The organism is Halobacillus sp. A5 (genome assembly GCF_024189315.1).
GTDB lineage: Bacteria > Bacillota > Bacilli > Bacillales > Halobacillaceae > Halobacillus_A.
Genome location: NZ_JAIZEO010000002.1, coordinates 86,638 through 105,839, shown reverse-complemented (window position 1 = coordinate 105,839; position 19,202 = coordinate 86,638). Strand labels below are relative to the sequence as shown.

19 protein-coding genes are annotated in these 19,202 nt (G+C 46.1%); 5 read left to right on the top strand and 14 right to left on the bottom strand.

Annotation, left to right across the window (positions count from 1 at the left end; translation table 11 throughout):
• The first annotated feature begins 130 nt into the window (after window positions 1–130).
• Together LF822_RS08555 and LF822_RS08550 are read left to right on the top strand one after the other, a co-directional pair.
• A complete protein-coding gene (locus LF822_RS08555; RefSeq protein ID WP_253923618.1) occupies window positions 131–898 on the top strand; it encodes a DeoR/GlpR family DNA-binding transcription regulator in 768 nt (255 codons plus the stop codon).
• A gap of 1 nt (window position 899) precedes the next feature.
• Window positions 900–1,766 carry a Cof-type HAD-IIB family hydrolase gene (locus LF822_RS08550; RefSeq protein ID WP_253923617.1) on the top strand — a complete coding sequence of 289 codons (867 nt, stop codon included), beginning with the start codon at window positions 900–902 and terminating at the stop codon, window positions 1,764–1,766.
• A gap of 260 nt (window positions 1,767–2,026) precedes the next feature.
• Here LF822_RS08550 and dnaB read toward each other — a convergent pair whose 3' ends face one another.
• From dnaB to LF822_RS08530, 4 genes are read right to left on the bottom strand one after another with little or no spacing between them, the layout of a single operon-like run.
• Window positions 2,027–3,388, bottom strand: a complete 1,362-nt coding sequence (gene dnaB / locus LF822_RS08545; RefSeq protein ID WP_253923616.1) for a replicative DNA helicase — start codon at window positions 3,386–3,388, stop codon at window positions 2,027–2,029.
• Window positions 3,389–3,428: 40 nt separating this feature from the next.
• Window positions 3,429–3,875, bottom strand: coding sequence for a 50S ribosomal protein L9 (rplI, locus tag LF822_RS08540; protein ID WP_253923615.1), 447 nt, complete (start codon window positions 3,873–3,875; stop codon window positions 3,429–3,431).
• Entirely contained in the window at window positions 3,872–5,845 is a 1,974-nt protein-coding gene (locus LF822_RS08535; RefSeq protein WP_253923614.1) for a DHH family phosphoesterase, read from the bottom strand. The genes rplI and LF822_RS08535 overlap by 4 nt, the downstream gene beginning before the upstream one ends.
• Before the next feature lie 35 nt (window positions 5,846–5,880).
• Window positions 5,881–6,825: a YybS family protein gene (locus tag LF822_RS08530; protein ID WP_253923613.1), complete on the bottom strand. Its 945-nt coding sequence runs from the start codon at window positions 6,823–6,825 to the stop codon at window positions 5,881–5,883.
• A 153-nt stretch (window positions 6,826–6,978) separates the two neighbouring features.
• Here LF822_RS08530 and LF822_RS08525 point away from each other — a divergent pair, with 153 nt between their 5' ends.
• Entirely contained in the window at window positions 6,979–7,794 is an 816-nt protein-coding gene (locus LF822_RS08525) for a histidinol-phosphatase (RefSeq protein ID WP_253923612.1), read from the top strand.
• Between the two features lie 123 nt (window positions 7,795–7,917).
• Here LF822_RS08525 and serA read toward each other — a convergent pair whose 3' ends face one another.
• Window positions 7,918–9,501 carry a phosphoglycerate dehydrogenase gene (gene serA, locus LF822_RS08520; protein ID WP_253923611.1) on the bottom strand — a complete coding sequence of 528 codons (1,584 nt, stop codon included), beginning with the start codon at window positions 9,499–9,501 and terminating at the stop codon, window positions 7,918–7,920.
• Window positions 9,502–10,665 carry a pyridoxal-phosphate-dependent aminotransferase family protein gene (locus tag LF822_RS08515; RefSeq protein WP_253923610.1) on the bottom strand — a complete coding sequence of 388 codons (1,164 nt, stop codon included), beginning with the start codon at window positions 10,663–10,665 and terminating at the stop codon, window positions 9,502–9,504.
• Window positions 10,666–10,925: 260 nt separating this feature from the next.
• Between LF822_RS08515 and LF822_RS08510 the strand changes: the two genes are divergently transcribed.
• The gene (locus LF822_RS08510) at window positions 10,926–12,578 is read left to right on the top strand and encodes a peptide ABC transporter substrate-binding protein (RefSeq protein ID WP_253924243.1); all 1,653 of its coding nucleotides are present in this window, start codon (window positions 10,926–10,928) and stop codon (window positions 12,576–12,578) included.
• A 45-nt stretch (window positions 12,579–12,623) separates the two neighbouring features.
• Here LF822_RS08510 and hmpA read toward each other — a convergent pair whose 3' ends face one another.
• Complete coding sequence (gene hmpA, locus LF822_RS08505; RefSeq protein WP_253923609.1) at window positions 12,624–13,838, bottom strand: NO-inducible flavohemoprotein; 1,215 nt, start codon at window positions 13,836–13,838, stop codon at window positions 12,624–12,626.
• Window positions 13,839–14,034: 196 nt separating this feature from the next.
• Between hmpA and LF822_RS08500 the strand changes: the two genes are divergently transcribed.
• Entirely contained in the window at window positions 14,035–14,472 is a 438-nt protein-coding gene (locus tag LF822_RS08500) for an Rrf2 family transcriptional regulator (RefSeq protein ID WP_253923608.1), read from the top strand.
• Between the two features lie 50 nt (window positions 14,473–14,522).
• On the opposite strand, the gene rpsR is transcribed toward LF822_RS08500, so the two are convergent.
• The 7 genes from rpsR to LF822_RS08465 form a co-directional block, all read right to left on the bottom strand.
• Window positions 14,523–14,750, bottom strand: a complete 228-nt coding sequence (gene rpsR, locus LF822_RS08495; RefSeq protein WP_101841900.1) for a 30S ribosomal protein S18 — start codon at window positions 14,748–14,750, stop codon at window positions 14,523–14,525.
• 24 nt (window positions 14,751–14,774) lie between these two features.
• Window positions 14,775–15,260: a single-stranded DNA-binding protein gene (gene ssb, locus LF822_RS08490; protein ID WP_253923607.1), complete on the bottom strand. Its 486-nt coding sequence runs from the start codon at window positions 15,258–15,260 to the stop codon at window positions 14,775–14,777.
• Window positions 15,261–15,272: 12 nt separating this feature from the next.
• A complete protein-coding gene (rpsF, locus tag LF822_RS08485; RefSeq protein ID WP_253923606.1) occupies window positions 15,273–15,563 on the bottom strand; it encodes a 30S ribosomal protein S6 in 291 nt (96 codons plus the stop codon).
• Window positions 15,564–15,702: 139 nt separating this feature from the next.
• Entirely contained in the window at window positions 15,703–16,800 is a 1,098-nt protein-coding gene (ychF, locus tag LF822_RS08480; protein WP_253923605.1) for a redox-regulated ATPase YchF, read from the bottom strand.
• Between the two features lie 182 nt (window positions 16,801–16,982).
• Window positions 16,983–17,180: a DUF951 domain-containing protein gene (locus LF822_RS08475; protein ID WP_253923604.1), complete on the bottom strand. Its 198-nt coding sequence runs from the start codon at window positions 17,178–17,180 to the stop codon at window positions 16,983–16,985.
• 4 nt (window positions 17,181–17,184) lie between these two features.
• Window positions 17,185–18,102: a mechanosensitive ion channel family protein gene (locus tag LF822_RS08470; RefSeq protein ID WP_256521789.1), complete on the bottom strand. Its 918-nt coding sequence runs from the start codon at window positions 18,100–18,102 to the stop codon at window positions 17,185–17,187.
• 26 nt (window positions 18,103–18,128) lie between these two features.
• Window positions 18,129–19,145 carry a YkvI family membrane protein gene (locus LF822_RS08465; protein ID WP_253923602.1) on the bottom strand — a complete coding sequence of 339 codons (1,017 nt, stop codon included), beginning with the start codon at window positions 19,143–19,145 and terminating at the stop codon, window positions 18,129–18,131.
• Window positions 19,146–19,202: the final 57 nt, after the last annotated feature.

Here is a 19,202-nt window from a genome sequence, read left to right as displayed (position 1 = left end):
AATCTTGTAATGTTCGATTTATCTCAAATTCATAATTACTTATAAATACTTATATTGACTTAAAATACTTGATTTTTTTATCATAATTACTTAAAATAACTTATATAATAATGATAGGACGGTGGATGCTTTGTATCAAGAGGAACGGCTGATCGAAATCTTAAACTACTTGAAACAGACGAAGCGGATTTCAGTGGAAAAAATTTGTGAGCTTTTTCATGTTTCACGGGATACAGCCAGGAGAGATCTCGTGAAGCTGGAGGAGCAGCAGGCGATCGTGAGAACGAGAGGCGGGGCGATCCTGCCTACGAGTCACAATGAAGTCAAAGACTACTCAAACCGCCTGCAGACCGTCTCTGAAGAGAAGCTGGCCATCGGCCGTAAAGCAGCTTCTCTTCTGCGGAATGGTGATAAAGTGATTCTCGACGCTTCCACCACCGTGCAGTCGTGTGCTGCGCAGATCAGTGATCTCGATGTGACAGTAATTACAAATTCCATTAATTTAGCCGACCTCTTATCGACAAACAAACAAGCAGACATCCACTTACTCGGCGGCCAGCTGAACAAGGAGCACCGCTTTTTATACGGAACGTCAGTGATTGACCGTCTGTCGAAGTATTACGTCGATCATGCATTTATCGGCGTTGTCGGCATCTCGGAGTACGGTTTGACCATTGCGCATGAGGAAGACGGGATGGTCAAACGCAAGATGACCGAGCAGGCGCAGCAGGTGACCGTGCTCGCTGACCATACGAAGATCGGTGTGACGGACTTCTATCAATACGCCGATCTGTCTGACGTCGATCTCCTCATTACCGACCGGACGCCGGGCGAGGAATTTCAGCAGCTGTTAGAAGACAATCAAGTCGAATTATTGGTAACCGAGGAGGAGTCTTAACATGAAGATGATAGCCATTGATCTTGACGGCACCCTTTTAAATAATGAAAGTGAAATAAGCAATGAAAATTTAGAAGCCATTAAACGAGCCCAGCAGGAAGGTGTGGAGGTGGTAGTCGCCACAGGGCGCGCCGAGTTTGACGTGCGGGAAGTTTTTTCAAAAACGGGGCTGTCGACGTGGGTCATCGGAGCCAACGGGGCCACAATTCACACGCCGGAGGGGGAGTTATTTGATTCTGTCCCTATCGAGCCCAATGATGCCGAAGAAATCTTAAGCTGGCTTGAAGCAGAAGACTATTATTACGAAGTGTTCAGCGATGAAGCGATTCTAACCCCGGAAAAAGGACGCGACCTGCTGTATATTGAGCTGGACCGCATCCGTACAGCGAATCCCGATGCGAACATCGCAGAGCTCGAGCACGCCCTTTCCAAACAGTTCGGGCAGACCGGATTTAAGAAGGTTCCCTCGTACCGGCAAATCCTAGCGTCCGGGGCACCGCTTTATAACGTGCTTGCCTTTTCCTTTGAAAAAGAAAAACGCGACGCCGGCTGGCGCCGGTTTGAGGGCTGGGACGATGTCACCCTCGTCAGCTCCGGTCTCCACAACTTTGAGCTCGAGCATAAATACGCTTCAAAAGGCATCGCGTTAGAAAAGCTCGCCACGCACTTCGGTTACTCCCTGCGCGATACAGCAGCGATCGGCGACAGCCCAAACGACCTTTCCATGCTGAACGCCGCCGGGCACCGGGCCGCCATGGCCAACGCCCGAGAGTCTGTGCTTGAGGTGTGTGACTTTGTAACAAAATCAAATGACGAGCACGGGGTGGCGCACGCCATCTCTCATTGGTTAAACAGCGTTCATTCATAATCCGGCGTAACTCCTTTTTACGAAGAGAGGCGTAACGGAGAGTGATGAATATAAAAAAGAAGCCGTTCATCGCAGTAAATTGTGATGAACGGCTTTTTATTTGTGCTATTACGGTGTGAGTGCAATGTTGTATTGATTTTATGGTGGGAGTGCAACATTGTATGCTATTGCGGTATGAGTGCTAAGGGGTACCAGGTACCCGTAGATGCTAATACTATATATTCTGCTGGTACATCGTTGGCGCTCTGCTATTCCCTCATCTATGCCGGCGGCACATCGGCGTCGGTGTAGCGGTGGTCGAGGTCGACGAATTTGTTGTATTCCTTCACAAAGGCGAGCTCAACGTTGCCGACGGGGCCGTTACGCTGTTTAGATATGATGATTTCAATGATATTCTGATTTTCCGATTCCTGGTCATAGTAGTCATCACGATACAAGAATCCGACAATATCGGCATCCTGCTCAATCGAACCGGATTCACGCAGGTCAGACATCATCGGACGCTTATCCTGTCTGGATTCTACGCCACGTGACAGCTGCGATAAAGCAATCAATGGAACATTTAATTCACGGGCTAACCCTTTTAACGACCGGGAAATTTCCGACACTTCCTGCTGACGGTTTTCCTTCGAATTCGCGCTTCCCTGAATGAGCTGCAAGTAGTCAATTAAAATCATTCCAAGGCCGTGTTCCTGCTTAAGACGGCGGCATTTGGAACGGATTTCGTTCACACGGATCCCCGGTGTGTCGTCAATATATATACCGGCATTGGAAAGGCTTCCCATCGCCATCGTCAGCTTGTTCCAGTCCTCTGATTCCATCTGGCCGGTACGGAGGCGCTGAGCGTCAATGTTCCCTTCCGCACAGAGCATACGCGATACAAGCTGATCCGCGCCCATCTCCAGGCTGAAGATCGCGACGTTTTCATCTGAATTAACGGCTACATTCTGCGCAATATTTAAGGCGAAAGCGGTCTTACCCATCGAAGGACGGGCAGCGATAATAATTAAATCATTGCGCTGAAAGCCTGATGTTATATGGTCAAGATCACGATATCCGGTTGGAATACCAGTCGTATTGCCATCATTGTTATGGAGCGTTTCGATGTTATCGTACACATCGATCAGCACGTCTTTAATATTTTTAAACGCACCCGAATCCTTCCGCTGAGAAACCTCGAGGATTTCTTTTTCAGCAGCATTCAGGACGTCTTCAATGTTTTCCTCTTCGGCAAATCCGCTCGTCACAATGTTTGTCGCGGTGCGGATTAATCCGCGCAGCGTGGATTTTTCACTCACAATTCTTGTGTAGTACGATATGTTGGCTGCTGTTGGGACCGAGTTGGCGATATCACTTAAATAGGATACGCCGCCGACTTCCTCAAGCACTTTGTTGTTCGACAGTGCTGTAGTCACCGTCACGAGATCGATCGGCTCCCCGCGGTCCGACAGCGTCAGCATCACTTCAAAGATCCGCTGGTGGCTGGCACGGTAAAAATCTTCTGGAACTAAAAATTCCGCAGCCGTGGACATCGCTTCAGGCTCTAAAAAGACCGCACCAAGAACCGCCTGCTCAGCCTCAATGTTGTGCGGCGGTGTACGGTCATTCCATAATTCACTCACAAGCTGTTTCCTCCTCTACCTGCGAAACGAAAACGAACATTTATTTCTCTGCCACGTGGACACGAATCGTTCCTGTCACTTCATTATGAAGCTTAACGGGTACGTTCGTATAACCGAGGTTACGAATCGGATCGTCCAGTTCAATTTTACGTTTATCGATTTTAATATTATGGGATTTCTTTAGTTCTTCTGCGATCTGCTTGCTAGTAATCGAGCCGAACAGGCGGCCGTTATCACCGGATTTCGCGACGAGCTTCACTTCCAATTCTGCAAGCTTATCTTTCAGCTTCTCCGCGTCCTTCTTCACTTCTTCCGCTTCCTGTTCCTTCTTCGCATCCTTCGCCTGCTGGGCTTTCATATTGCCGCCCGTTGCTTCCACAGCCAGGTTGTTTTTTAAAAGATAGTTGCGTGCGTAACCGTCAGAGACGTTTTTAATTTCTCCTTTTTTCCCTTTACCTTTTACGTCTGATGTGAAAATGACCTTCATTCTTCGTCTCCTCCTTCATAATACTCATCAATAATATCCTGCAATAAAGCTCTCGCATCTTCAATCGTTGTATCTTCAAGCTGGGTGGCGGCGTTCGTTAAATGCCCGCCCCCATTCATGCGTTCCATAATCACCTGTACGTTCACATCACCAAGCGAGCGGGCGCTGATCCCGATGCGTCCGTCTTTTCGCTCGGAAATCACGAACGAACAAACGATGCCTGTCATGGTCAGCAGCGTGTCGGCTGCTTGAGCGATAATCACCGGACCGTACATTTCGCCCTTCTCGCCTGCGGAAATAGCAATGCCCTCACGATAAAGGTCTGCCTTCTCAATCAACCGGCTCCGCTTGACGTATACATCCAGGTCTTCTTTCATAAACTTCTGCACGAGCACCGTGTCTGCGCCCTTTGATCGGAGATAGGAAGCGGCGTCAAACGTCCGCGATCCCGTCCGCAGCGTGAAGGCCTTCGTATCGACAATGATGCCTGATAGTAAGGCCGTCGCTTCCAGCATTGACAGCTTCAGCTTCTTCGGCTGATATTCAAGCAGTTCCGTGACAAGCTCCGCAGTTGAAGAAGCGTATGGCTCCATATATACGAGTGTTGGATCGGCAATGAACTCTTCGGCACGCCGGTGGTGGTCAATGACGACTACGTGCTCCGTTTTGGTTAACAGCTTTTCCTCCATAACGAGAGAAGGCTTATGCGTATCGACGACGACGAGGAGGGTATCGTTCGTGACAAGCTCCATCGCGTCTTCCGGTGTAATAAAATTCGACCAAAGTTCATCGTCTTTCTCGATTTCTTCGATCATTCGCTGCACACCGGTATCAATCTCATCCGGATCGAGTACAATATTGCCTTCCTTCTGGTTCGCCTGGGCGATTTTTAATATCCCGATCGACGCGCCGACCGCATCCATATCAGGCGATTTATGCCCCATAATCAGCACGCGTTCACTGTTCTGCACAAGCTCCTTCATGGCATGGGAGATCACACGGGCACGGACCCTCGTACGTTTTTCCATCGGGTTCGTTTTCCCGCCGTAGAAGCGGACTTTACCGGTATCATCCTTAATCGCTACCTGATCGCCGCCCCGTCCTAACGCTAAATCAAGGCTCGACTGGGCGAGCTCGCCTAATTCAGGCAGACTGACAGGTCCGACGCCGATACCGTAACTAAGGGTGAGCGGCACATTTTGATCAGTTATTAATTCCCGTACTTCATCAAGAATTTCAAACTTATTCCGCTCCAGTGCCTGCAGAATCTCCTGATTCATCACAGCGATAAAGCGTTCCTGAGAGGTACGCTTTAAATAAATACCGTAATCGCCGGCCCACTTGTTTAAAATTGACGTCACCTGCGAATTAATCTGACTCTTCGCCGTATCCTCCATGCCCTGCGTAATTTCTTCATAGTTATCCAGGAAAATGATCGCCAGTACGGTCTGCTCATTTTTGTACAAGTTATGAATCTTCGTCTGATTCGTCCGGTCAAAGAAATACAGCAGGCGCTCATCGCGTTTCACCATCGTCTGCAGCTTGTATTCATCAATCTCAAGCCACACTTCCCCGTGAGCCTCTTTAATATAAGAGACGAGGTCATCCGACAAATCGTTGAGCGATTCACCAACAATCGTATCCTCTTTCGTGAACTTGTTCATATAAGGGTTCGCCCACTCGATCTTATAGTCTTCGCTGTAAAGAACGATTCCGATAGGCATTTCTAACAGCGCCTCTTCCCCCACCTTTTTTACACGATAGGAAAGAGTCGATATATATTCTTCTGTTTCATTAATCATGTTCTGTTCCGTTCGAACACTGTAAAAGATCGAACCGGCCAATAAAAGCGTCATCATCAAGCCGAGCGTCCACTGATAATACCAGATGAAGCCCAGCAGAATCAGCGAGATCGTATAAATGATCCACAAATGGCCACTCATGGTCGGTTTTTTAATGAAATTCGGCATGTCATTCAACTCCTGCCATCAAATACGAGCGTTCTCTACTTCTTCGTCTGCAAACGATCTCGAAGCGAAAATCCTAAATCAATTATACCTAAGATTCGCACAAGATACAGCAGAATTGTCGGGAAAAGTATCGAGCCAACAATTGCCAATATCGGAAGCGCCTTAGACTTATCCTTCACATGCGTGTAATAAAAAATAAATGCAAAGCCCTGCAGCACCAAAAACGCGCCTGCAAGTGTAAATACATTGATGGCCGCTAAATACCAAATGTTATTGCTTTCAGCGAACACGAACGTAAAGATAAGAGCAAAAAAGTAGTACCATAATACGGATATAGGAAGATTAAAGTGACGGAAATGAGGAAAATGAAACTTTTTACCTTCCACGCGGTTAATCACCTTATAGCTGAGCCATTGGGCGATAAAGGCATATACAATCCCCACCATCGCCAGAACACTCGGCAGATAATCGGGCAGGGAGGCCATCTGCTCCTGCAGCGCTGTCAGCTCTTCCTCAGGTCCTGCGCCTCCTCCAAAGGCATTCATCATGCTCTGAGCCGTGTCAAAAGCATCATCAAAAGTAAGGCGGATTTCCTCACTCCAGTTAATTCCTAATAAAACCTGGGAAATTACAAATACAGACACTAGACTAAAGATAAAACCAATTGAACCCATGGCGAGCGTCTCATACGAGTTCCTTTTATTAAACATTGCTCCTCCGATAAATAAACCACCTATACCAGATATTAAGGTAAATAGGGAAAGAACGGGGGCAAATAATAATGGTATAATCACGGCGACTGCAAGCATGAGCAGACCTGACTTCCAACCATGACGGTAACTGTAAAAAACATACGGGACTGGAAGAATAACTAGGAATAAAGGTCCTAAAAATGGTGGCGTAAATAGAATTATCAGCAATAATAGCAGATAAGTACCAGTCATTAAAGCCCCTTCGGTAATTTTTCTCGTATCATTCATAAGTGCATACACCTCAATATTCTATGCTAACCTCCCTATTCTAACATAGAAAACCTCTTTTCTTCCTCTCCCGCCACTTGAAAGAATGACCTTTTGTTTCTAATCTGCTAGTTTGATATGATAGGTGAAACACATAGAACCTAGGAGGCAATCATGCGCACAGATTATCACGTTCACATGGCAGAAACAGGCGACCTATCCGTCGACTACTTACGAACCTATATCGAAAAAGCGAAGCAGGAAGGTATCGAAGAGCTCGGAATTTCAGAGCACGCGTACTTTTTCCAGGAAACAAGAGACATCTTATCCAATGAGTGGGTCGAAAACCGCCGCACCCTTGATTTCAAAACTTACCAGCACATGTTTGATGAAGCCAATGAAGCCGGTCTTCCTATTAAAATGGGAATTGAGATGGACTACATGCCAGGCAGAGAAAAAGAAATGAAAGCCTTCATCGACGCGCATCCGTTCGATTACGTCATCGGATCGGTGCACTGGATTGACGAATGGGGCATTGACCTCGCTATTTTCCGAGAAGAATATGAAAAACGAGACCTCAAAGAAGTCTACCGACAGTATTTTGATAGAGTAGTCACCCTCGCTGAATCGGGGCTGTTTGATTTCGTCGGGCACATCGATGTGATTAAAGTATTCGGCTACCGTCCGGATGACCGGGAATTTTTACTGGAACAGTACGAGCGTGCCGCTGACGCCCTTGCGAAAACCGGCACATGCATCGAGATCAGCACCGCCGGATTGCGCAAGCCTGTTGGTGAAATGTATCCCGATCCTGAATTTCTCCGCATCTGTAAGGAAAAAGGCATCGGCATCGTTCTCTGCTCCGACGCCCACAAGCCCGATCACATCGGCTATGCCTATGAAGACGCGATTGAATTCGCGCGCTCAGTTGGATATGACGAAGTGCACGTGTTTACGCAGCGCGAAGCCCGTGTTGAAAAAATTGACTGACGGCGCGGGAGTTTATAAGCGCCTTTCTTGATTTATGGGCGAAAACCCGCGGAATGGCATCCGCGGGTTTTCTTTTATCCAATAAAACAGGCAGACCCACAGCGGGCCTGCCTGTTACTTATTCTATAAGGTTAAGCATTGCACCTGCTGGATATCAGAAACTCCTCCGAGCAGATACTGACAGTCGTCTTCTACGGCTTTATCGACGGTGAGCACCATCACCGCTTCTCCACCTTGGTTCGTACGTCCCACCTGCATTGTTGCTATGTTGACATGATGCTCTGCAAGCAGGCTTCCGACACGGCCGATCGCGCCCGGCTGGTCGGTGTGGTGAATAAGGATTAAGTGGCCATCTGGTACCACGTCGATAGAGTATTCATCAAGCTTGACGATGCGGGCACCGAGACCGTTCAACAGCGTACCTGCAATACTGCGCTTTTCTTTATCGGTTTCGACTTCGATGGTGACAAGATTCGTAAATCCTTTGGTCGACGTCGATTTTTGTTCGTTAATAACGATTCCTTTATCAGACGCTGTCTTATAAGCGTTAACGTCGTTGACACGCTCGCCGATGTAACGTTTTAAGATTCCTTTGACCGAGATTCGTGTCAGCGGCGTCGTATCGACATCAAGCAGATCGCCGGAATAGTAGACGTTGACGCGCTCTAACGCTCCATCGGTTACGTTTGAAATAAAGCTTCCCAACTTCTCGACAAGTGTAAAGTAAGGGGAGAGCTGTTCCATCACTTCAGAAGAGACAGAAGGCATGTTTACCGGATGCTTCACGGCGCCTCCGCGAAGCACGTCCATCACATCAATACTCACATCGGTCGCGACGTTTTCCTGAGCTTCAATCGTGCTTGCTCCCAGGTGAGGCGTTGCAATGACTTCTTCCAGAGAAAGGAGCGGGTGGTCAATTGCAGGCTCTTCTTCAAATACATCAAGAGCGGCGCCGGCAATTTTTCCTTTTTCAATCGCTTCATACAACGCGTCTTCCTCAACAATACCACCTCGGGCACAGTTTAGAATGCGGGCGCCCGGCTTCATCAGCTGAATCGTTTCTTTATTAATCAAATGCTTTGTTTTTTCAATTAACGGCGTATGCACAGTTAGAAAATCAGCCTGCTGGAGGACCTCTTCCAACGTTCCGTACTGAACACCGGCTTTATCCGCTTTTTCTTCTGTCAAAAAAGGATCGAAAGCAATCACGTTCATACGGTGGCCTTTGGCTCGCTGGGCGACCTCGTTGCCGATACGTCCAAATCCGACAATTCCGAGCGTCTTATTCTTCAATTCAACACCGACAAACTTCTTACGCTCCCAGCGGTTCTGCTTCAGCTGGTGGTAGGCCTGGGGAATGTTACGGGCCAGCGACATCAGCATCGCCATTGTATGCTCGGCTGTTGAAATCGTATTTCCGTCAGGAGCGTTGACGACCACGACACCATGATCCGTCGCTGCGTCTAAGTCGATGTTGTCGACACCCACACCGGCACGGCCGATCACTTTAAGCTGCGGTGCATGTTCAATTAATTCACGGGTCACCTGCGTTTGACTACGGACAATTAAAGCATCGCTCGTGCTGATTTCTTTTAATAATTCTTCATAAGATAAAGATGATTCCATTATGGCTTCAACATCTGCTGCTTCAAGTAAAGGCTTTATTCCTTCTTCACTCAGCGGATCACTAATAAGTACGCGGTACATTTAATCCAACTCCCTTGTCGCTTGTAAGTAGGCTTCTTGTGCTGCAGCTGTTCCAGCACCCTGTTCAAAATCATGACCGAGACGTTTTAATACAATTTCAATAATACTAATATACTGAAGCACATTGGCCGGGCGTGAATAGCCCATGTGGCCGACACGGAAAATTTCACCTTTCATATGCTGCTGGCCGCCTGCCGTCATTAATCCGAACTCCTGGTTGGCAATTTTTCTAAATTGCTCAGCTTCGAACGTTTGGGGACGCACGGACGTAACGGTGGAGGAAGCATCCTCTTCTGAAACGAGAAGCGGAACATTCAGCGCACGGAAGGCTGCACGCGTCATTTCCTTCATCACGCGATGACGTTCATGCACATTCTCAAGTCCTTCATCCTCCATTAAACGTAAGGCTTCCTGCAGACCAAACAGTAAAGATAAGGCCGGTGTAAAAGGCGTCTGACCGTTATCCACGCTCTTCTTGTAGCTGCGTAGATCTAAGTAAAAGCGAGGACGCGGGTTATCATGGATCACCTTCCACGCTTGATCACTGACAGCAACGAAGGCCAGACCAGCAGGAAGCATCATTGCTTTTTGCGATCCAGATACTAAGAGATCGATCCCAGATCCATCCATATCTACTGAAGCTCCCCCAATGGAAGACACTCCATCTACAATTACTAAAGCTTCACTTAAGGCATGTACACGCTCAGCTGCTTCTTCAATCGGGTGCATGACCCCTGTAGAAGTTTCACAATGCGTAAGGAAAACTGCCTTCACTTCTGGATGAGCCTGAATCTGTTCTTCAATGGCAGCAACATCTACAGCTCTGCCCCATTCCACATCGATACGGTGAACTGTAAGCTCATAAGTATGACAGATCTTCGCAAAGCGGTCACCAAAAGCTCCGGCTACCACGACAACAACTTCATCTCCTGGAGAAGTCGTATTGACGACGGCCGCTTCTAAAGCAGATGTACCACTGCTTGAAAGTACAAGAACATCACCTGTTGTGCCAAAAACAGGCTTCAGCCTCGGTGCGATATCTTCAACTAACTGTTTACACTTCTGTCCTCTATGGCCGATCATCGGCTGAACCATAGCCCTCTCTACACTCGGCGGTATAGGCGTCGGGCCGGGTATTTGCAGTATCTCCCACTCACGATTCATGGTGAATAATCCCTCCTGTACATCCTACGCGTACAAACTATTATCTACGGTAGAAAATTTTTAATATTCCTTTATCCTATCAAATGGACAGGCAATGTCAATGTAATCGGAACAATCTGATTAAAACGTTTTTTTCTTTTTTTTCTCTAAAGGAATTAATGAAAGAATTTGGAATTATCTATATACTTAAAAAGTGCTATTTTTTTGAAAATTTTAAATTGGGGGAGATTTATTTGAGAAAACACAAAAGCCTTTGGCTGATGTTTGCCCTGGTACTGGCTCTTTTTCTCGCAGCGTGCAGCGGCGGCGATGACACCGGTTCGGGTGATTCAGGCGAAGGAGAAGGCGAAGGTTCAGAAGGCGGAAGCAGTGCCGAACAGGAAATCACGGTTACCGCTAAGAGTGAGATTTCCAGCATGGATCCTTCCTTAATTACAGATACGGTTGGATTTCAGTGGGCTGGCGAAACACTTGAAGGCCTTTATCGTTTGGATGAAGAAGGAAATCTATCCGAGGGGATTGCTACAGACAGTTCTGTAAGTGACGATGGACTGACCTGGACATTTGATTTACGCGATGACGCCGAATGGTCTAACGGCGATCCTGTAACAGCGGATGATTTTGTCTATGCCTGGCAGCGTGCTGTTGATCCGGATACGGGATCTGAATACGGCCCTTACTTTTTAGGCGGAGTTATTGAAAACGCTCAGGAAATTGCTGATGGCGATGCAGAATTGGACGAGCTTGGCGCTACAGCAGTAGATGAACATACATTAGAAGTACAATTAGAACAACCTGTACCATACTTTGAATCCATGACGGTGTTCGTTACTTTCATGCCGTTAAATCAGGACTTCGTTGAAGAACAAGGCGAAGACTTCGGTACGGAAGCCGAATACACACTTTCTAACGGGCCATTTGAAATGACTTCATGGGAGCACGAAGAAGGATGGACCGTTGAGAAAAATGATACTTACTGGGATGCAGATACAGTACAGTTAGACGCTGTAAATGCTCAAGTTGTTAAAGAAATATCAACTGGTGTTAACTTATACGAGTCCGGTGACCTTGACCAGACCGAACTTAATGCTGAATTTGTTGATGAATACCGCACAACTGAAGATTTCAACGTAGCTGAGAAGCCTTACCTGTATTTCTTTAAGTTTAACCAGGAGGCCAACGAAGCGTTAGCTAACGTAGATGCGCGTAAAGCCATTTCTTATGCCATCGACCGCCAGGCTCTCGTAGATACGATCCTAAACGATGGATCTGTAGCGGCAGAAGGCTATGTTCCTTCTAACTTTGTAAACATGCCGGACAGCGACGAAGATTTCCGTGATGCGCAGGGTCCACTCGTTGGATTCGATGAAGAGAAAGCGAAAGAGCATTGGGATGCCGCGCTTGAAGAACTTGGAACTGAGGAAGTAGAAATCGAACTGCTCGGAGATGATACCGGAACTGTAAGTAACGTACTCGCGTATTACAAAGAACAGCTTGAAACCGTACTCGACGGTCTGACGATCAACGTCGTAGAAGTTCCATTTAACGAGCGTGTTGAGCGTGACCAGAACTCTGAATTTGAAATTGAAGCCGCTACGTGGGGACCGGACTATGTCGATCCGAATACGTATTTGAACATGTACCTCACAGACGGTCAAAACAATAACATGAACTATTCCAGCGAGGAGTATGACTCCTTAATTGACCAGGCCAACGGCGAATATGCACAGGATCCGGACCAGCGCTTTGAAACCTTCCTGGAAGCTGAAAGACTGCTTCTTGAAGAAGATGCTGCTGTCGCTCCAATGTATCAGGATTCTAAAGCACAGCTGTTCCGCCCGTCAATCAAAGGCGTATTTACAACCTCAACTGGGCCTGAGCTTGAATTTAAATGGGCACATGTGGAAGAATAATTAACAAAAAAAACAAGCAGCGGCTGAATAAGCGCTGCTTGTTTTTTATTGTAAGCTTAATTCTGGACCAAAGAACTCATAATGCACGTGCTCCTCAGGTACGCCCCACTCGTTTAACGCTGAGTATACAGCTTTCATAAAACCTTCAGGACCACAGAAATAAAACTCCGCATCACACGGCACCACAGACTTCAGCCATTCTAAATCAATGTGCCCCTTTTTATCAAATTCCTCATCAGATGGACGCGGATCGCTGTAAACGACCTTCGATTGGACAGCAGCAGCCGTTTTTTCGAATTGAGCCACATCGTTTTTGAAGGCGTGCACTTCACCGTTTTGAGAAGCATGGACGAAATAAACATCACGGTCTTCTCCGCAGTCAACCAGCTGGTTCAGCATACTCATCATTGGTGTTAACCCGACTCCGCCGCTGATCAGTACAGCAGGTTTCCTACTCTCCTCGTGAAGGTAGAATTCGCCCGCTGGGGCTGTAATCGGCAGGATGTCTCCTTCCTTAAGCTGATGATGCAGAAACGTGGAAACCATCCCATCCGGCTGTTCTCTATTTCCTTCTTCCCTTTTTACGCTGATCCGGTAATATCCTTTTCCCGGGGCGTCAGATAAGCTGTACTGTCTTAATTGAGTATACGCTTCCCCTGGAATAGTTACTTGAACGGTAATGTATTGACCGGGATGGAAAGAAGGAATCCCCCCGCCGTCTGACGGCTCTAAATAAAACGACGTAATGACATCGCTTTCTTTTACTTTTCTGCTCACTTTAAAATCGCGGTACCCCGTCCATCCACCTTGCTGCTCTTTTGTTTGACGATATTTCTCCTGCTCGACTTTAATAAAGACGTCGGCAATGGCCCCATAAGCCTCACCCCAGGCTTCCATAATATCATCTGTTGCTGCGTCTCCAAGAACTTCTTTAATCGCTAATAATAAGTATTCCCCTACAATTGGGTAGTGCTCGGGCTTCACGTTTAAGCTCCGATGTTTCTCTGCAATTTGATCAACTGCAGGAAGAATGGCTTCTAAATGATCAATGTGCTGAGCCGCTGCATACACAGCGTTAGCCAGCGCTCTAGGCTGCCTGCCCGCCTTTTGATTCGTCATATTAAACATATTTTTCAGCTCCGGATGATTCTCAAACATCCGCTTGTAAAAGTGTGTCGTAATTGCTTCTCCATACTCGGCTAACACGGGCACCGTTGATTTCACAGTTCGAATTGTCTTTTCACTAAGTTCAACAGCCATTGAAAAAACCCCTTTAAAAGATGTATTAACTTTACATCTTTATTATATAAATTTCTGAATAATTAAAGCAATATTTAAAATACATCTTTTGTGACAGAGTGGTGAAATCTCAACCTCAAAACAATTACAAAGACACTGTAATCTCGCTGTGATAAAATAAATATAAATGACCTATTAAAAAATGAGGGACAACCCAATGAGATTAAAAAAATATACAGATTACGCGTTACGTGTCTTACTATATACAGCATCCAAGCCAAAAGACGAGCTTGCCAGCAAGGGAGAAATCTCTAAGGTTTTTCATATTTCAGAGAACCATTTAGGAAAAATCATTCATCAGCTGAATAAACTGGGGATGCTAGAGACCATCAGGGGGCGCAGCGGGGGAATAAAGCTGGCAAAAGATCCAAAAGATATCAACATCGGCTATGTCGTCCGCGCGATGGAAGATGATTTCCACCTGCTCGAATGCTTTGACCGGGAGACCAACTATTGTGTCATTACCCCGGCCTGCAAATTAAAGCACATTTTAAACGACGCGCTGTATGCCTTTTTAAATGTACTTGAGCAGTATACGCTTGAAGACCTGCTCTCCAATAAAGATGAGCTCCGGGAATTAATGGATATTAAATAAAAAAAATCCGTGAAGTCTGCAATAGACTTCACGGATTTTTAGTTCTGCTGTTATTCAGCAGAGTACGGCAATAGAGCCATTTGACGAGAGCGTTTGATCGCTTTAGTCAATTTACGTTGGTACTTAGCAGAAGTTCCAGTTACGCGACGAGGAAGAATCTTCCCACGATCGGAAATGAAACGTCTCAGCAAGTCAGTATCTTTGTAATCGATGTGTGTAATTCCGTTAGCTGTGAAGAAACACACCTTTTTACGTTTACCGCGTCCACGACGTGCCATATGGCTTTCCCTCCTTACATTTAATTAAAATGGTAAATCATCATCTGAAATATCAATAGGTTCACCTTTGTCTGCGAAAGGATCCTCATTATTATTATTATTGTTATTATTGTTGTTGTTATAGTTACCAGGCTGTTGATTCTGATTTGGCTGGAATCCTTGCTGGCCGCCTCCACCTTGTGAAGAACCGCCTTTTGATTCAAGGAACTGTACGCTGTCAGCAACAACTTCCGTTACAAACACACGCTTTCCTTCCTGATTGTCAAAGCTGCGGGACTGCAAGCGTCCATCTACTCCGACAAGACTGCCTTTGTTCATAAAGTTAGCGAGGTTTTCAGCTGCTCGTCTCCAAACGACACAGTTGATAAAATCGGCATCCCGATCCCCTTGATTGTTAGAGAAAGGGCGATTCACAGCAATAGTGAAGTTGGCAACAGCTACTCCGTTTGGCGTATAGCGTAAATCCGGATCCCTCGTTAATCTGCCGACCAAAACGACACGATTTAACATCAGAACCACTCCTTATTGATCATCTTCACGTACAGCGATATGACGGATTACATCATCAGAGAACTTAGCTTGACGGTCGAATTCGTTGATAGCATCACGATCGCCTTTGAAGTTAACTGTTACATAAATGCCATCACGATAGTCGTTAATTTCATAAGCAAGACGACGCTTACCTACTTCTTTAACTTCTTCGAGCTCCGCACCATTATCAGTAAGAATCCCGCTAAAACGCTCAACTACGCTGGATTTAGCTTCCTCCTCGATATCTGGGCGGATGATGTACATAATTTCATAGTTTCTCATCCGTGTTCACCTCCTTATGGACTTAACGGCTCCCCCTCTTTTTGGAAGGAGCAAGGAGTAATTCAACTTTAATTACTCACAATGTTGTATTATATCAAAAGTCTATTATAAAAACAATAGTTAACGGAGAGATCCTCGCTTATACGTTAAAACGGAAATGAATAACGTCGCCATCTTTCACTAAATACTCTTTACCTTCCAGACGAACCCGGCCCCGATCCTTCGCTTTGGCCATGGTACCTGCGTCTGTCAAATCCTCGTAAGATACCGTTTCGGCACGGATAAACCCGCGTTCGAAATCAGTATGGATAATGCCGGCACACTGAGGAGCTGTCATGCCTTCTTTAAATGTCCAGGCTCTAACCTCCTGCTCCCCAGCCGTAAAGTACGTGGCCAGTCCAAGAAGGTTGTACGTTGCCTTTATCAACTGATCGAGTCCTGATTCAGCAATACCGAGATCTTCGAGGAATTCATTCTTCTCTTCACCTTCAAGCTCGGCAATTTCAGCTTCAATCTTTGCACAAACGACAATAACCTCAGCATTTTCATTCGCAGCAAATTCACGAATCTGCTTCACCCGTTCATTGTCCTCTTCGCCAATTTCATCCTCACTTACGTTAGCAGCGTAAAGAATCGGCTTCGACGTAAGCAGGTGCAGGCCTTTAACAATCTTCTGCTGATCATCAGAAAATTCAACTGCGCGGGCAGGCGTTTCATTTTCCAGTGCTTCTTTTACCTTTTCAAGTACAGCATATTCCGCAACGGCATCCTTTTCTTTTTGACGGGCCATTTTAGCCACGCGGTCGATCCGCTTCGAGACGGTTTCAAGGTCAGCTAATATTAACTCAAGATTAATGGTTTCAATATCAGAAATAGGGTCCACCTGACCTGAGACGTGAGTGATATTCTCATCTTCAAACGCCCGGACAACATGGCAGATCGCATCCACCTGACGGATATGGGATAGGAATTGGTTTCCCAGCCCTTCTCCTTTACTTGCACCTTTAACAATTCCTGCGATATCAGTAAATTCAAAAGCGGTCGGGACCGTTTTCTTAGGGTTGACCAGTTCTGTAAGCTTCTGTAAACGAGCATCCGGAACTTCCACAATCCCTACGTTGGGATCGATCGTGGCAAACGGGTAGTTTGCCGATAAAGCTCCGGCCTGCGTAATTGCATTAAATAAAGTAGATTTACCGACGTTAGGCAAACCCACGATTCCAGCTGTTAGTGCCATATCAAACTTCCACTCCTTAAGGATTTCCATACATGTATGTTGGTCATACCAATTATAGATACTACGCAGAAAAATAACAACCTGTAGAAAAACGAAAAAAACAAGCCCTGAGCGAGCCTGTTTCTCTTTTTTTATCTATTTAAATATTAAAAATCAAAGATCCATTCATAATGGAAAAGTAATTATTGTTCTTTTTTTTCAATGACCTTCTTAAGCTTGGATTCAAATTTCTTACGTGGAATCATTACACTGTGCCCGCATCCTTCACACTTTATGCGGATATCGGCACCCATGCGGATAATCTTCCAGCGGTTCTCCCCGCACGGGTGGGCTTTTTTCATTTGAACAATGTCATGCAGATCATAGGTTTTCTCGACCATTTGCTTATCCTCCTGTTTTGGATGGCTCGTGAGCCGTCTCTTCTTCATGACGCGAATACATGACGAGACGAGGAAAAGGAATCTCGATCCCTTCCATATCCAGCCGGTTTTTCACTTCTTTGCGGATCGCCCGCGACATAGAAAAATGCTCCATCGGTTCCACTTCGGCCATGATGCGGATCACCACTTCAGAAGCGGCCAGATTCTGCACTCCGAGCAATTCAGGAACCGTAATCATCTCAGGATACCGGTCCGGAAGCTCCTCCAGCAGCTCCGCAATCACCCGCTCCGCCTTCTCAATATTTTCTTCATAGGCAATGCTGACATCAACTATAGCAAAACTATTGTGAATCGAGTAGTTAGTCACCTGGGTGACATTTCCATTCGGCAGGATATGCACTTCGCCCGTGAACCCCTTAATTTTACATGTGCGAATTCCCACTTCCTCAACAATCCCCTCAACTCCCGAAGCAAAAATATAATCGCCTACAGAGAATTGATCTTCAAAAATAATAAAAAAGCCGCTGATGATATCACGCACGAGATTCTGTGCCCCAAAACCAATCGCTAAACCGGCAATCCCGGCACCGGCCAGCAGCGCTCCGATATCAAGAGTAAACGTTTCTAAAATCATAATAAAAGCAGTGAAATAAACGATATACGTTAACGCATTAATAATCAGTTTTTTCAGCGTCGCTTCTCTTCGTTCCGTAATAGAGAAAGGACCCTGTCTGCGCCTGGCGAAAAACTGAGAGATCACCCTGTTTCCTACCTTTATAATAACGTAGGAAATAATGATGATTAATAGAATTTTCACAGTGCCTCTTCCCAGCGCGTACCACAAATCTGCTCCCGTAAAAAAATCTACCGCTGCATCCCAGTCTTTTAAAGCATTTTCCACAGCTGTTCCCCTGCCTCTCATTATATGAGAACTATTTTAACAGGTTTTCAGCTTATTTTAAATCGATGGATAAGAGGATATAGGAGCAGGGACAGTAAAACGTACAAATTGAGCAGGCCATATAGAGGATAAAGATATCCAATCAGAGTAGAAAAGCCGAATGAAGTAAAGGGGAGCATGACAGCTACTATCGCGAAAGCAACAATCCAGAGCGGCTGCTCCCAGTAGTCGCGAAACCTCGTCACCAGACCGAGAGTCCCTGAAGCGGCCGTCGTAAAAATAGCAATCCACATCATAACGGACATAAACACCATCATGGAATAAGGATAGTGCTGCAGTATCGCGAACAAAGGAATCTCATAAACGAGAATCTCATCGGCAATTTGAATTAAACTGTTGTTGTATAGAAAGGAAATCCCTCCAAGAATAAGCCCGCTCCCGACACTCGCAATCCACACTTCTTTTTTACTCTTCATTTGGTTGCCGATCGCCCCGAGCACCGCAATTAACGGAAGCACATTAAGAGCGGTAAAAGGAAAAGCCGCTAACCAGTTATCCATTTCTTTAACATGTCCAAATAATGAAAGGTTCTGATCGGCAGCAAACATGAGAAGGACAAAAAGCAGCCCCCCAATTAATACAGGCAGCACAAGACTATTGACTGTCACGATCCCTTTAATGCCCCATACGAACAATAGAATGAGCGGAATGGCTATGGCCAATACGCCGATCCGGTAAGAAAGGTTAAAAGCCTCAAGCGTCGCACCGCTTCCTGCCAGCATAATAACGGTTGTGGTAAATAAGTACACAATGATCATCCAGTCATACACCCCTGTCAGGTGCCGTCCGACAACCCTGCGCAGAACAGGCAGGTAATGTCCGGTCTGCTGTTCAAAGCTAATGCTCATAATCGAGCCACAACAAATCATAAACATGAGAGTAAAGAGAAGAATGGCCAGACTGCTGTCTTGTCCAAAAAACTGCCAAAGCTCACGGCCTGAAGCGTAGCCTGCACCTATCATTGTACCGATAATTAAGAACATCCACTTCAACCCTGACATCATGTAAAAACCGCTCCCCGCTCTATGTATTTGCTACGTATAGAAAATTCAACTGCTTTA